This window comes from Pseudoalteromonas sp. BDTF-M6, assembly GCF_018334135.1.
Classification (GTDB): domain Bacteria; phylum Pseudomonadota; class Gammaproteobacteria; order Enterobacterales; family Alteromonadaceae; genus Pseudoalteromonas.
Genome location: NZ_JAGXTQ010000002.1, coordinates 118794 through 132179, shown reverse-complemented (window position 1 = coordinate 132179; position 13386 = coordinate 118794). Strand labels below are relative to the sequence as shown.

Sequence of the window (13386 nt, the reverse complement as noted above, 5' to 3'; positions counted from 1 at the left end):
ACCGTTTATGACCAATGCCATTATCAATGTGACCAACCTCAGGCTGCGCACCTATATCGGCTTTAACCCCGAAGAGCGGGAAAAAAAACAGGATGTGGTGATCAATCTGGAGATTCATTACCCCGCCGACAAAGCCTGTGAACAAGATGAAGTCGAGCAGGCGCTAAACTATAAAACCATCACCAAGGCGGTGATCGAGGTGGTGGAGCAGGGGCACTTTCTATTATTGGAAAAACTGGTGGCAGAGATTCTGGCCTTGTGTCATCGCCACCCTAGCGTGCATTACGCCAAGGCCCGCGTCGACAAGCCTCATGCGCTGCGCTTTGCCGACTCGGTATCACTGACCCTGGACTGGCAGCGACCGAGCGCTTAAAACAGCTCTTCAAACCCAAGCGCCATCAGGATCACCAGCAGGTATCGGGTGCCCTTACCTATGCTCACCAGCAGCAAGAACAGGCTAAAGCGCACCCGAAACACCCCGCCAATTAAGGTCAGCGGGTCGCCAACGACCGGCAACCAGGCGAACAGCAGACTGTACACACCAAAGCGGTTGAATTGCCGCTGCGCCCTCGCCATGGCCTTGGCGGAAACGGGAAACCATTTTCTATCGGCAAAACGCGTAACCTGGGTGCCAAGGGCATAGTTCACACAACTACCCAGCACATTGCCACAGGTAGCACTGAGCCACAGCAGGGACAGAGAAAAGCCGCCCTTGACCACCATGGCGCTGAGCATCAGCTCCGAAGAGCTGGGCAGCAGGGTGGCAGCAATAAAGGCGCTCAAAAACAGGCTTAAATAGGGCAAAACAGCTCCCTGGCCTTAACCGCCGAACACCGAATTGGGCATCTTGCTACCGATCTCACCGCTTATAAGAATCTAATCGTCAACGGATAACTAAACTCTTTGCCCTCGTAGGCCTTAATCGATGCCACGATCACCATGATAAAGGAGAACAAGGCGACGATTGGCAGTAGCAAAAGACCCACGGCCACGAAAATCAGTAAGAAACAAACGATGTAGGCGATCAACATGGTGAACTGGAAGTTCAATGACTCACGGCCATGGCGATCGACAACAGGCATGTCTTCTTTTTTAACCAACCAGATAATTAAAGGCCCTAAGATTGAGCCAAAAGGCACGATAAAGCCGGCTAACGCGGCCAAATGGCAGAGCATCGCCATGCTCTTCTCATCATTGCTCTTCGCTTGGTTGTTGTTCTCAGGTAATACCGGTTCCATGTTCACTCCTGTGATTGTTGTTAAGTTACTGAGATTCTCAGTTTTATTGCTTAGTGTCCAGCTTTTCGCCAAAGCAAAATTCTATCCTTCATCAACAATTGCCGCTAGACTAACGGCATTGTCATTCTTTCTGTGGGAGTCAGTGTGAACACAGACGTCGTTAATATTCTCACCATGGCAAAGGTGATTCAAACCGCCGTTGCCCCAGTTTTCCTTATCACCGGCATCGCCGCCACCCTAGGGGTGCTATCAAGTCGCTTGGCACGCATCACCGACCGCGCCCGCACCTTAGAGCGCAAGCTTAAAATTAGCAGCGATGAAGATTTTAACCACTCCCTGACCACAGAATTACGTGCCCTGCTCAAACGCGCCCGCTATATCCATTTTGCCTTCAGCTTGAGCGTGCTCAGCGCCACCCTGGTCAGTTTTGTGGTTATGTTACTTTTTATGGCTAATATTCAATCTGTTAACCTAGGCACCGCGATAGCCCTGTGCTTTATGATCGCCATGGTGTTGCTGATCCTGGCGTTTATTTCCCTGCTCGCCGAGGTTTATCTCGCCTTTAGAAGCATGCGCCGAGGAATGATTTTTGCCGATATCGACCTGGGTGAGTAAATACTTCTTAACATTACTCATAGGTCTGTGCAGTGATTAATGCGCCACTAGGCTTGTGTTCACTGCATCCCTTAGGTAAAAAGGGACATAATTTTTATAATAATGGACTAATGGAATGAAACTACACTCTATTATCACTGCAATCGCGCTGGCTGCCAGCTCATCATCTGCCCTAGCAAACTCGGTTTTCGAAAAACCAGAAGATGCTATCGACTACCGTAAATCGGCTTTTTCACTGATCCGTGTACAAATCGCCGACATGGGTGACATGCTTAAAGGCAAGGTGCCTTTCGACGCCGAGCGCTTTGCCATGCGCGCCAACAATGCCGCAGCACTATCGCAAATGCCTTGGGAAGCCTTCGGTGCTGGCACAGATAAGGGCGACACCAGCGCACTTCCGGCCATCTGGGAAGACCGTGCTACCTTTGACGCTAAGGCCGATGCCTTTGCAAAATACGCACAAGAACTAGCAGTAGCGGCGCAAAGCGGCGACAAAGAAACTATCGTACCGGCTTTCCAAAACTGGGCGAAAGGCTGTAAAGACTGTCATAAGTCGTTTAAAGACTGAGCTCTTTAAGCAATAAAAAAACGGCGCAATAAGCGCCGTTTTTTGTGCCCGGATATAACTGAGCATTGCTACAGCAGGGCTTGCAGCGGCTCATATCCCCAGGTTGTTGCCAGCACACCCAATAAAACGGCAAAAAGAGCAAAGGCCGGCCAGCTGGCTTTCAGTCGTGCGGCGTTGCTCACTTGCTGATTACGGCCGGTCACCATAGCCGGGACCAGTTTTTTACCACGCAGGGCATAAACAATAATGGCGACAAGGTGCAAACCTATGGCGATTAACAGCCAATCAAAATTCTGATGATGCAGCGAGGAGGCCCATTCAACCCACTCATAAGAGACGTATTGCACCAAGGGACCGTCAACCATAATGTCGTCGGTGGCCATCAGGCCGGTAACCAGTTGCAACAAAATTAAGGCAAAGAAGACCAACACCATATAGCTGCCGGCGGCATTGTGTCCGGGCGTTAAATGCTTGGCCTTGAGTGCCTCTGCAACCGCCTTAGGGCCGTGCAGTAACGCCGATAGCCGTGCGGTATCACTGCCAACCAGGCCCCAAATTAAACGCGTTACCAACAGCGCCAGGGTGATATAACCCAGTACAAAATGCAGCTCCATGGCTCCTTCCTCGGCGGAGAAATATAAGCCGACTAAACAGCTCACCAGGGCCCAATGGAAAAACCGTATATATCCATCCCAAACTTTCATAACTGCTCCACTTCTTTTGCAATAGCCGTGATTATGCCAAACTCTAGCGTCGGTGCGAAATCAACTTGGTTATTTTTTAACTATGAGTAATTCAATGGGCCATGCCAAAGGCTACTCCAGCCACACAAAACGCGCTGCTAAGCTGCGGCAAAGAGCCTTTATTAAGGGGCAACTCGATATGATGCCCCTTAACCTGGCCGTGCTGCCCTGGGGGCTATTATGCGGCTCGCTGGCGATGCAGAATGGTTTTAGCCTTATAGAAGCGCAACTGATGTCTTTATTGGTCTTTGCCGGCTCGGCACAGTTGGTGGCCATTGAGCTGATAGCAAACGACACTCCCTTACTGACCATAGCCATCACCACCTTTATCATCAGCTCACGGCACTTTTTATATGGCTTGGCCATTCGCCAGAAGGTGATCGCGCAACCCCTCAGGTGGCGTTTGCCGGTGAGTTTTGTGCTGACCGATGAGCTCTTTGCTTTTTCTCACCACCCTAAGGCTTATCAGACCCAAGTGCGGCTAATCTATGCCCTCAGTGCCGGTTTTAGCTTTTATGTCGCTTGGAATATCTGGACCCTGCTGGGCATAGTCGCGGGGCAATTGCTGCCGGACTTAACCAATCTCGGGCTCGACTTTGCCATTGCCACCACCTTTATCGCCCTGGTGATCCCGGCCATTAAAAATTGGCCCACTCTGGCGTGCGTGTTGGCATCAGGGATAAGCGCCGCGTTACTGAAGTCCTGGGGAGTGGAATTGTGGTTGGTGTTTAGCGCCCTTATTGGCATGAGCTTTGGCTATGTTCTCAGCCGCGGGGAGCAGCCATGATCACCACCATCTTGCTGATGGCGGCCATTACCTTTGGCAGCCGTTATTTGTTTTTACACCGCGCCCTGCCATTTCGGGTCGGCCCTAAAATGCAGCGTTTTTTAAGCTTTAGTGCCCCGGCGGTGCTCACCGCCATCTGGGTGCCTATTGTCGTGTTACCCGGCGGACAGTGGCAACTTAGCTACAGCAACCCGTATCTTGTCGCCGCTCTCGTTGCCATCATTACCGCTTATAAAAGCCATAGCATCTACGCCACCACCATACTGGCCATGGCGGTCTTTTTTGTGCTGCGCTAACAACAAAGGGGCCAAAGCCCCTTTAATTATTCATTCAAATAGTCGTCAAAGTCATCGCTACCAAGATGCTTTCTTAGCTTTCGCTGCTCCAGGTAGTCGTCCAGCTTTTTCTTAACTTTGCGCTTGCGACGGTCATTTTGATTGCGTCCCATCGCTTCATATTCATCTGCAACAAATTCGTCTTCAAACGCATCATAGGAATATGTTTTACCCACAATACACTCCAATAAATCTAAATCAGTTCTCACCCTTCCCTTACTTGGGTCCGGCGAATTCAGGGCTAGGCGCCTTCGAGTGAATAAATAGCCGCTAAAGCCCAAACTGAAAAGTGAGATTTTTTTATCGTTTCGACAAACATCTTTTATTAATCATTCTCGACTTCAAAATAACCCGGCTTACCGCCGTTGTTAATTTCGCTAAATGTTAGCCATAGGCACTAACCCTGGCCTCAACCGCCTTAACGCCAAAAACACAAGATTCTGATTTTTAATGATTTTATTATTTGGCATCGAAATTGTATTGCTCATTAGGTCAACAGAATAACAGGAAATATCATCATGAATACCAGCACGCTAGCCATAATCTCTGCCCTTAGTCTTTCAGGCACGGCCATCGCCGGGGAAGCAAATTCGCTGTCGTTTGGCTCTGAGCAATGCAACATTGAATTTAAAAATGATGTGCGTATCGAGCCGCAACGCCTACAGATCACCAATGCCAATAACCAACACCTGGTGTATAGCCATGGCTTGCTTGAGGTCGATGGTCAGCCCGTTGAGTTAAACGCCGAGCAGCAACAGGCCTTGGCAGATTACACCGACAAGGTTCGTACCTATATGCCCGAGGTGGCCCAGATAGCCCTGGATGGCGTGAAAATAGCCGGAGTGGCATTAGAAGAAGTCGGGGCGGCATTTGGCATCAGTCACAATGAAGCGCTTAGCGATTTGGTCGACAATATCGGCGTCAATATTGAGCAAACCTTCTACCAGGACGGTGCCTTTGTGATGGGTAAACAAAGCTTTGAACAGCTAGGTGATGATATTGAAAGCCAGTTTGACGAAGACTTTGAACAAGCCGTAGAACAGGCCATAGTGCAGTCTATCGGCAGCATCTTTATCGCCCTGGGCTCTGAACTACTGGGTTCGGGCGGCGACATGGATGAGTTTGAGCAACGCATGGAGCGCCTTGGTGAGCAGGTCGAGCAAAGAGTCGAACTGCAGGCCGCTCATATTGAAGAGCGTGCCGATGCGCTATGTCATTCGTTTAGCGAACTGGCGCAGCAGGAAGCACAATTACTTAGCATGATCCCTGAACTGAGAGAGTATCAGCTGCTAGGCAACTAAGCTTTAGCCTTTGCCTTACCCTTTTGCACTTGCAGGCAGAGCGCCCCTAACCGGGCGACTGCCTTTTCTACTTCCTCGCTCCACGGCACCCCAAAGCTCAACCGCAGACACTGGCGATATTTATCGGTAGCACTGAAAATAGCCCCGGGAGTAATGCTGATCCCAGCCTCCAAGGCCAGATGAAACAAGGCTATCACGTCATATTGCGCCGGCAGTTGCAACCACAACACGCAGCCCCCTTGCGGGTTGGTCATCCGGGTCCCCGGCGGGAAATGTCGCTGCACTAAGGCACGCATTCGCTCTTTATTGAGCGCCAGGCGCTGGCGCATAACGCGCAGGTTTTTATCGTAATCGCCGCTATTCATAAATTCATACAGGGTCCACTGATTCATCAGTGAAGAAGCGCAGCTCATGGCACGCTTTAAGCGTCGCGCCTGAGGTGCAAATTTTCCAGCGATGATCCAGCCCACGCGGTAGCTTGGCGCCGCAGTTTTTGACAGCGACGAACAGGTGATCACATTGCCCTTGGTGGAATAATACTGTGCCGGTTTGGCACCATCTTGCTCGTAGGCTAGCTCACCATAGACATCATCTTCGATAAGCACCGCGCCTTGCTCTTCCACCAAACGCACCAAACGTTGGCGCCGCTCCTCGGGCATTTTCGAACCCAATGGATTGCTTATACTGGTCGAAAAGATACAGGCCTTAATATCGTGCTCAGCAAACGCCTGCTGCAAATCATCGACGCACACGCCCTGCTGTGGACACATGGGAATTTCAATCACCTTGAGCCCCAGGCTTTCCAGCATTTCAATAATGCCAAAATAGCAGGGTGACTCGATGGCGACGATATCGCCCGCCTGGGTCACACATTGCACCGCGATATGCAAGGCTTCCTGGGCACCGTTGGTGATGATCAACTCATCACTGTTAACGCCGATAGCAAAATCCAGATAACGATTGATAATCTGTTTTTTCAGCGCCGCAAAACCATCCAAGGGACCATAATTGATCGACTGATGCCCGGCCACGTTCATCACCTTACGCATGGTGCGACTTAACACCTTGTCGGTGGGGTTCACCGCCACCGGGTTGGCGATCCCCAAGGGCACCACGGCGGCGCGATGGAGGCCATCAAATACCTGCTCTATCAAAGCCTGCTTATTAACCGCCACCGGTTGGCGCGCCAGTTGAATGCGACGGGGCTGGTGACATTGCTCGGAGCCGGCATTGAGATAGAAGCCGGATTTTTCTCTGGCACTGATCACGCCCTGACGCTCGAGCTCTTGATAGGCTTGCTGAATGGTGGGAATGCTAATGGATAACTTTTGTGCCATCGAGCGTAAAGACGGCAGCTTTTCACCCGCACTTAAGGTGCCATGCGACTGCATATCTTTAATCAAGTCAATCACTTGCTGATATAGATAAATATTACCTTGCTTATTAATAATGCGCGACATAGCAAATCTGTACAGGTGTAAAATAATGTTTTCTGTTTATGTACAGTATACAGAATAACTTTAAAATACCAGCTTTAATTGCCTCGAGAAAAACGCCATGAACAACGCCCTGCTGTATTTTATTACCGTCCTGATCTGGGGCTCAACCTGGCTGGCCATCGAATTCCAGCTTGGCGATGTCGCGGTGCAGATTTCGCTGTTCCTGCGCTTTGCGATTGCCGCCGCCATTATGTGGACTTATGTACTGCTTAAAAAGCTGCCGATGCGCTTTAGCGCCCGCGATCATGGCTTCTTTACCCTGCTGGCCCTGTGTAACTTCGGCGCCAACTACCTTATTCTCTATTGGGCGCAGCATTATCTGACCTCGGCCATGAGCTCCATCGCCTTTAGTACCTTGCTGTTGATGAATATCCTCAACACCCGCTTGTTCTTTGGCAAACCCATAGCCAAACGCATCTATTTTGGTGCCTTGTTAGGCATAGTGGGCATAGTGATCTTATTCTGGCCGGCCATCGCCACCTTAGATCTCAGCAATGAGCTGTTAATTGGTCTGTTATTGTGTTTGGCTGGCACACTCGTGGCTTCCATTGGCAATATGGTCAGTGTGCGCAACTCCCATGCTCAGGTCGGCGTGCTGCAAGGCAATGCCTGGGGCATGCTGTACAGTGCCCTAGGCTTGGCATTTTTTGTTTTACTCAGTGACGTCAGTTGGGACTTTAGCACCGCCGGCATGGGTTATTGGGTATCACTGCTTTATTTGAGCACCTTTGGCACGGTGATCGCTTTCGCCTGTTATTTTGTCTTGCTAAAGAATATCGGCCCGGAAAAAGCCAGTTATGTGATTGTGCTCTTCCCACTTGTGGCGGTCATTTTAAGCACCCTGTTCGAGGGCTTTGTGTGGCAGCTCAATACGGTCTACGGCTTTGTGTTTGTCCTTCTGGGCAATGCTATCGTCCTGACACCTTTCGATAAAATTGGCCATTTTTTCAAACGTACACAAGCTCCGGCTTAAAGCATCTGCCTAGAGGGGTAGAACAAAGTGCAGGGCATCGCGCTGCACGCAAAAGAGCGCTGGTGTGGTGCCAATATACTCCCCATCAGCCTCTATCCCTATGTTAGCGGTGTGCACATCAAGCTGGGATACAGGGACTATGTTGACCTGTTTAAGCCGAGTGTGGGCCGCAAAATAGCTCAAAATCAAGGCCTGCACCTGCCGCCAAAATGACGCGGCGCCTATTTGCACGCAACTCAATTGGCCATCATTAATATTCGCCTCAGGCGCCAGGCACATGCCGCCACCAAAATAACGGCCATTGGCCAGACACATCATCAGTAGCCTTTGCTCTTGCTTCTTGGTAGTTGAAAACTGCAATAACGAAGGGGCATAACGATACAGCATTTTCACCCCCTGCCACGCATAGCTCAAATGCGCCCAGCGGCCACGTTTATTTTGGCTGGCACCGACAACCGCGGCATCGTACCCCACGCCTGCGACATTGATAAAGTAGCGCTCGTTCACCTTACCCAGATCTATGGGTACACACCGACCCGCGATGGCACCCTCTATCCATTGCTGCTCGGAACAGCGCCATTGCCGAGCAAAATCATTACCACTGCCACAGGGAACAAGGGCAACCTCAACATCACTGTAGGCAAAGGCATTCGCGGCCAAATTGAGCGTGCCATCACCACCGAGCACAATCACCCGCGCGGTGGTGGGGATATAGCTTTGCAATCCCTGTAAGTCGGCGTAAAAATCACCGCTGGTAGCCACCTCAACATGGGATATGGATAGCTGCTCCAACTGCTGACGAACTGTTTTTAGCTGTGCCTTTGCTTGCAGCGGATGATAAAGCAGTAAATAACCAGCCTGATGATTCAAAACACCCACCTATAACAAATATGGTTTATCTGAATAAATATGCACGATATTTTAAAACAGTGGCTGCCACAAGCTAAAACACCTTGATTAATGTACCTTTACCTAGGTTTTGACTTAAATATTCATGCAAAAACCACTTCAACCCAAGCTTAATAAAACATTAATCGCATAAGTAAAATTTATCCGAAAGGGCCAAAAATTATCGTTTTATTTTTAACCAGAAGAGCTGCAAAATACACTTGTTTTCAACCACAGGCACAACCCGGAGCAAGCGACCATGAATCCAGTAAACACCCTAAATCAAACAGCAGCCAGTCACGTAGCAGTTAAGCCAAGCAAGCGTAAGGCAAAAATGATGGCCAAGCTAAACCGCTTTGGTAAAGAGCTCGCTCTTAGCGGTGTTGTGCGCTACAAGTAATTAATTACACTAATGTTACTACTCGGTATTACCGGCTAGGTGCTAAGACCCAACTAGCTTAGCACCTAAAACCCCCTCTCTTTACAGCTAGCACACTGAATTAGCACAAAAATCAAGCAAACGATTCATTATCTATTTACACTGGCCACAAGCCTCAGTATTATCCTACCCCATGGAGAGATGGCTGAGTGGTTGAAAGCACCGGTCTTGAAAACCGGCATAGGTTAATAGCCTATCTAGGGTTCAAATCCCTATCTCTCCGCCAAATTTATCAAACTGATTCGCGCCGGAGAGGTGGCCGAGTGGCTGAAGGCGCTCCCCTGCTAAGGGAGTATAGGGTTTGTAGCTCTATCGAGGGTTCGAATCCCTCCTTCTCCGCCATTAGTTTTAAAAGAACCGCCTTTACGGCGGTTTTTTTTATAACTAAATTTCGAGCAGGCGGACTTGGTTCGAACCCTTGTTCGACAAAATGTCAGGAACATTTTGAGCCGCGCAGGCGCCCGTAGGGGCGAGTGCCTGGAGGCACGAGCGCTCATCCCTCCTTCGGCGTCTCAAAACTGCGAAGTATTACTTCGGTTTCTGAGACCCTTCTCCGCCATTAGTTATAAAAGAACCGCCTTTACGGCGGTTTTTTTATAACTAAATTTCGAGCAGGCGGACTTGGTTCGAACCCTTGTTCGACAAAATGTCAGGAACATTTTGAGCCGCGCTGCCGCCTATAAGGGCTAGCACAGGGACGTGCTAGAGCTACAAAATGCCTGGAGCATTTTGAGCCGCGCAGCCTCCTATAAGGGCTAGCACAGGGACGTGCTAGAGCTACAAAATGTCAGGAACATTTTGAGCCGCGCAAGCGCCCGTAGGAGTGAGTGCGGCTGCAAGCGCTGGAGGCACAAGCGCTCTTCCCGAATAGAAGCCATTAGTTAAAAAAACCGCGTATTGTCGCGGTTTTTTGCTTTTCGGCGTTCGGTCGCAAGCGTCCGAAATTCAATCGCGCCCCCACCTCCTTAACTAAAGCTTAATTAGAGCTTGGTACTATCGGCAATATACCTATACACAGCACCCACTCTGTCAGCGGAAATAGCCGCTACTAATATATTAGATTGTTAACGGGGTGTTGATTTCCCAATGGAAAGTTCTAGAATCTTATAACCCTAACCATACGGACATGTCCTATGAAATACCCAGTTATATTTGCCGCGGCACTTTGTTTGACCACCTTGCCCAGCTATGCGGCGGTTTATAAATGCACCATCAATGGCGTGGCAACCTTTAGTCAGCAGCCCTGTGGCAAAGACGCGCAAATTATTAAGGTGCGTTACTCTGGCGCTAAAACAGTGACGGCCGTGACCAGCGAAGAAGACGATTCTCAACAGCCCAATGTGAGTGAGGTAGACAGCTACCTGAAGTCGCAAGAATACGACCGCCGCATCGCCATGCACGAACGTAATATCAGTGACTACGAAACGCGTATGGCTGAAGATCTGGCGCAACTTGATAATATGAATCAGGCCACCGCCAACTATTTAGGCAGCGACTCTATCGACAATGCGAAGAAGCAGCAGGCCACCATAGTACGCGCCAACTATCGCGCTCTTATCGACAATGAAAAGAAGGCGATCAGCGAATTGCAAAAGTACAAAGAAAATATCAACGCGGCGGCCAAGTTAAATAAACCGCTTTAACGCTGATACCAGCTGCGCCACATCCTGTTCGTCGTTATAGATGTGAAACGACACTCGGGCTCCGAGGTGGCGCGCGTCAACGCTGATATTGTGTTGCTTTAATTCCTGCATCATCTGCTCTTGCCTGTCGCCGGCATGAAGAATCAGGGTACCGCTGCGCCGCCGTGCATCCAGTGGTGATGCCGCCAGGCTGGCACATTCTTCAAGTAATTGCCCTTGCAGCTTCAGGTTATGCGCGCGTACCTTGTCGATGCCAAAGTCATTAAACCAATTGATACTGTGCGCCGCTAACACATAAGGGGCAACGCTGGGTGTGCCCCCCCAAAAGCGCAGCGCACTGTCGTGATAGGCAAAATGGTGGATATCGAATTCGAATGGATTGGCATGGGAGAACCAGCCTACATCCTTAGGTTCACAGCCAGGTAATTGCTCGGCGCTAAGCCATAAATAGGCGGCTCCCGGGCCACCGCAAAGCCATTTTACGCTCGATCCTATTAGAAAATCCGGTTGCACCTTGGCTAAATCCAGGGGCAGCACCCCGGCTCCCTGCGCCACATCGACCAGACTCATAATCCCCAGCTGCTTAGCGGCGCTCACTATCTCGGCCACCGGCGCCTGGCGCCCGGAATTAGAATACACCTGACTGATAAACACCAGATCCATATCCGCTTGCATATGCTTCTGCCACACCTGGATATCGCTGACATCCTCGGCGGCGGGAATAAACACTATCTCACTATCGGGAGCCAGAGACTTTTGCAGTGCAAAACCCATGCTGGGAAAGTCTTGTTCCGACATCAACACCTTGCATTTGGCTTTGCACAAACCCGGGTGCGCCATCACCAGCTTGCTCAGAGCGCTGGAAAGGTTCAGCTGGGGACAAAACAACCTGGCATCCGAGTTAAACAGACGTGCCAGCGCAGCGGTAAAGTCCTCTACCGCCCCCAGCCATTGGGGCCAAGGCTCGCTTTGTCCCTGTTGCCAGGGAGCAAAAAAATGCTCATGAAAGTGCTGCTCTGTCGAGCGCAGTGGACGACCAACCGAGTGACTTAAGAAATAGGGCCCTGCGGGCAAACGAAACTGATTTTTCAAGGCTTAATCCACCATCTTAGTTAGTCGCTGTACATCATCGAAGCGGGTAAAAATATCATCGCGAGGACGAGCGGCGCGACGGTCACGGAGTTTTTCCAACTGCGCCAACAGCACAGGCAAGGGCGGACCACTGGCGGTGACCTTTTCTTGATGCTCGGCCCCGAGTTGCTCATTCGGCACGCGAATGTATTTCTCCACCAGCTGATTGTGGTGCTGAATGGCGGTTTGCCCATGCAGCTTGCACACGGTTAAAAAGGCTTTGAGGTTTTCCTGGAACCAACTGGCCTTATGATGCTGCTCACCGACTTGAAGAAATTCATCCATAAAGGAAGGCAAACGCATGCAGTGGCGCAGGATCTGTTGATCTTGAGGCATCATATAAAGAAACTTATCCAGTAGCAGTTGCGAATAGCTGACCTCATTGGCCTGACAAAGACCTAACAGCATATCAATGACGTTGATACCGGCAAAATCACCCGCATTGGCACCACGATACACCTCTTTACCGACACGATAGGGCTTGTAATAGGGTCGCACGCAATAGAAGAAACGATCGGTATCCAGGTGTTGAAAAAGATAGCGGTTGCTCGCCATGACATCCTTTAGAGCCTGCTCGGCCACCAACAGGAGATCGGCAGCAATGGGATGAGAAATCCCTAAGGGTTGCAAGCGCAACAGAGCATCGGCGGCACGCTTATAGGCGAGAATGCCTTTAGTATTGTAATCGACAAAAAGTTTCTCGTCGGCCAGATCGGTAAAGCGTTTATACAGCCCGTTCTCGGCACTGTTATGCGTGGTTAAATGGGCGGTGGCAAAGCGTGGCGTAACGCCAATCGAGGCACCGATATGCATGGCCAGGGTCGAGGCTGCCGTCAATGGCGATTGGGTTTCCCGCGACGGTTCGGTGATCTCATGGCGACGACAAGCGGCCATAAACAAGCCCACATTCCCTAACAGATCAAAGGCCTTATCAAAGCCTTGGTCGGTATTGCCCTCATCCACCAGGCGCTGAATAAGTGCGTTACCCTGTAACACCATGGCTTCTTTAATTTCCTCACCAACGCCAACAACATTGGCCTTGTCCTCTTGTTGCCAATACAAGTCTTCTAGTTCGTTATTAAAGGAAACGAAATCGGTGCGGATCCAGCGATCAAACGCGGCTGAGTGGCTAACCATAATACGCTCGTAAATTAGTCGATAATGACTACAAATTAGCATAGCTTTAAAAGTGAAATTACTTAACTTTCACCACAAACACCGGGTAT

17 protein-coding genes and 2 tRNA genes are annotated in these 13386 nt (G+C 50.2%); 11 read left to right on the top strand and 8 right to left on the bottom strand.

Features of this window, described 5'->3' with window-relative positions:
- Positions 1–7: 7 nt before the first annotated feature.
- On the top strand, positions 8–373 hold the full coding sequence (folX, locus tag KD147_RS04880; protein WP_105188673.1) for a dihydroneopterin triphosphate 2'-epimerase: 366 nt from the start codon (positions 8–10) through the stop codon (positions 371–373).
- Here the strand turns inward: folX and KD147_RS04875 are convergent.
- Positions 370–804, bottom strand: a complete 435-nt coding sequence (locus tag KD147_RS04875; protein WP_212547100.1) for a YqaA family protein — start codon at positions 802–804, stop codon at positions 370–372. The genes folX and KD147_RS04875 overlap by 4 nt on opposite strands.
- A gap of 62 nt (positions 805–866) precedes the next feature.
- Complete coding sequence (locus KD147_RS04870) at positions 867–1238, bottom strand: DUF4870 domain-containing protein (protein WP_105253439.1); 372 nt, start codon at positions 1236–1238, stop codon at positions 867–869.
- Between the two features lie 144 nt (positions 1239–1382).
- Here KD147_RS04870 and KD147_RS04865 point away from each other — a divergent pair, with 144 nt between their 5' ends.
- Together KD147_RS04865 and KD147_RS04860 are read left to right on the top strand one after the other, a co-directional pair.
- On the top strand, positions 1383–1853 hold the full coding sequence (locus KD147_RS04865; protein ID WP_105253438.1) for a DUF2721 domain-containing protein: 471 nt from the start codon (positions 1383–1385) through the stop codon (positions 1851–1853).
- 115 nt (positions 1854–1968) lie between these two features.
- Positions 1969–2421, top strand: coding sequence for a c-type cytochrome (locus KD147_RS04860; RefSeq protein ID WP_212547099.1), 453 nt, complete (start codon positions 1969–1971; stop codon positions 2419–2421).
- A gap of 68 nt (positions 2422–2489) precedes the next feature.
- On the opposite strand, the gene KD147_RS04855 is transcribed toward KD147_RS04860, so the two are convergent.
- On the bottom strand, positions 2490–3125 hold the full coding sequence (locus KD147_RS04855) for a cytochrome b/b6 domain-containing protein (protein WP_105253435.1): 636 nt from the start codon (positions 3123–3125) through the stop codon (positions 2490–2492).
- Between the two features lie 178 nt (positions 3126–3303).
- Here KD147_RS04855 and KD147_RS04850 point away from each other — a divergent pair, with 178 nt between their 5' ends.
- On the top strand, positions 3304–3951 hold the full coding sequence (locus KD147_RS04850; protein WP_502710220.1) for an AzlC family ABC transporter permease: 648 nt from the start codon (positions 3304–3306) through the stop codon (positions 3949–3951).
- Entirely contained in the window at positions 3948–4247 is a 300-nt protein-coding gene (locus KD147_RS04845) for an AzlD domain-containing protein (RefSeq protein ID WP_105253433.1), read from the top strand. Before KD147_RS04850 ends, KD147_RS04845 begins: the two co-directional genes overlap by 4 nt.
- Before the next feature lie 26 nt (positions 4248–4273).
- On the opposite strand, the gene KD147_RS04840 is transcribed toward KD147_RS04845, so the two are convergent.
- Positions 4274–4462 carry a PA3496 family putative envelope integrity protein gene (locus KD147_RS04840; RefSeq protein WP_105188682.1) on the bottom strand — a complete coding sequence of 63 codons (189 nt, stop codon included), beginning with the start codon at positions 4460–4462 and terminating at the stop codon, positions 4274–4276.
- A 342-nt stretch (positions 4463–4804) separates the two neighbouring features.
- Between KD147_RS04840 and KD147_RS04835 the strand changes: the two genes are divergently transcribed.
- Positions 4805–5587, top strand: a complete 783-nt coding sequence (locus tag KD147_RS04835; RefSeq protein ID WP_212547098.1) for a YggN family protein — start codon at positions 4805–4807, stop codon at positions 5585–5587.
- On the opposite strand, the gene KD147_RS04830 is transcribed toward KD147_RS04835, so the two are convergent.
- Entirely contained in the window at positions 5584–7047 is a 1464-nt protein-coding gene (locus KD147_RS04830; protein ID WP_105253431.1) for an aminotransferase-like domain-containing protein, read from the bottom strand. The two genes, KD147_RS04835 and KD147_RS04830, sit on opposite strands and share 4 nt — an antisense overlap.
- A 97-nt stretch (positions 7048–7144) precedes the next feature.
- Between KD147_RS04830 and KD147_RS04825 the strand changes: the two genes are divergently transcribed.
- Positions 7145–8059 carry a DMT family transporter gene (locus tag KD147_RS04825; RefSeq protein ID WP_212547097.1) on the top strand — a complete coding sequence of 305 codons (915 nt, stop codon included), beginning with the start codon at positions 7145–7147 and terminating at the stop codon, positions 8057–8059.
- A 9-nt stretch (positions 8060–8068) separates the two neighbouring features.
- Here KD147_RS04825 and KD147_RS04820 read toward each other — a convergent pair whose 3' ends face one another.
- Positions 8069–8929: a diacylglycerol/lipid kinase family protein gene (locus KD147_RS04820; protein WP_212547096.1), complete on the bottom strand. Its 861-nt coding sequence runs from the start codon at positions 8927–8929 to the stop codon at positions 8069–8071.
- Positions 8930–9206: 277 nt separating this feature from the next.
- Between KD147_RS04820 and KD147_RS04815 the strand changes: the two genes are divergently transcribed.
- The 4 genes from KD147_RS04815 (at position 9207) to KD147_RS04800 (ending at position 11029) form a co-directional block, all read left to right on the top strand.
- The gene (locus KD147_RS04815) at positions 9207–9347 is read left to right on the top strand and encodes a hypothetical protein (protein WP_199882998.1); all 141 of its coding nucleotides are present in this window, start codon (positions 9207–9209) and stop codon (positions 9345–9347) included.
- A gap of 174 nt (positions 9348–9521) precedes the next feature.
- A tRNA-Ser gene (locus KD147_RS04810) sits at positions 9522–9612 on the top strand.
- 23 nt (positions 9613–9635) lie between these two features.
- Positions 9636–9728, top strand: a tRNA-Ser gene (locus KD147_RS04805).
- Positions 9729–10519: 791 nt separating this feature from the next.
- Entirely contained in the window at positions 10520–11029 is a 510-nt protein-coding gene (locus tag KD147_RS04800) for a DUF4124 domain-containing protein (protein ID WP_105253428.1), read from the top strand.
- On the opposite strand, the gene KD147_RS04795 is transcribed toward KD147_RS04800, so the two are convergent.
- Complete coding sequence (locus KD147_RS04795; protein ID WP_212547095.1) at positions 11012–12121, bottom strand: aminotransferase class V-fold PLP-dependent enzyme; 1110 nt, start codon at positions 12119–12121, stop codon at positions 11012–11014. The two genes, KD147_RS04800 and KD147_RS04795, sit on opposite strands and share 18 nt — an antisense overlap.
- Before the next feature lie 3 nt (positions 12122–12124).
- Positions 12125–13297, bottom strand: a complete 1173-nt coding sequence (locus tag KD147_RS04790; protein WP_212547094.1) for a PrnB family protein — start codon at positions 13295–13297, stop codon at positions 12125–12127.
- Between the last annotated feature and the right edge of the window lie 89 nt (positions 13298–13386).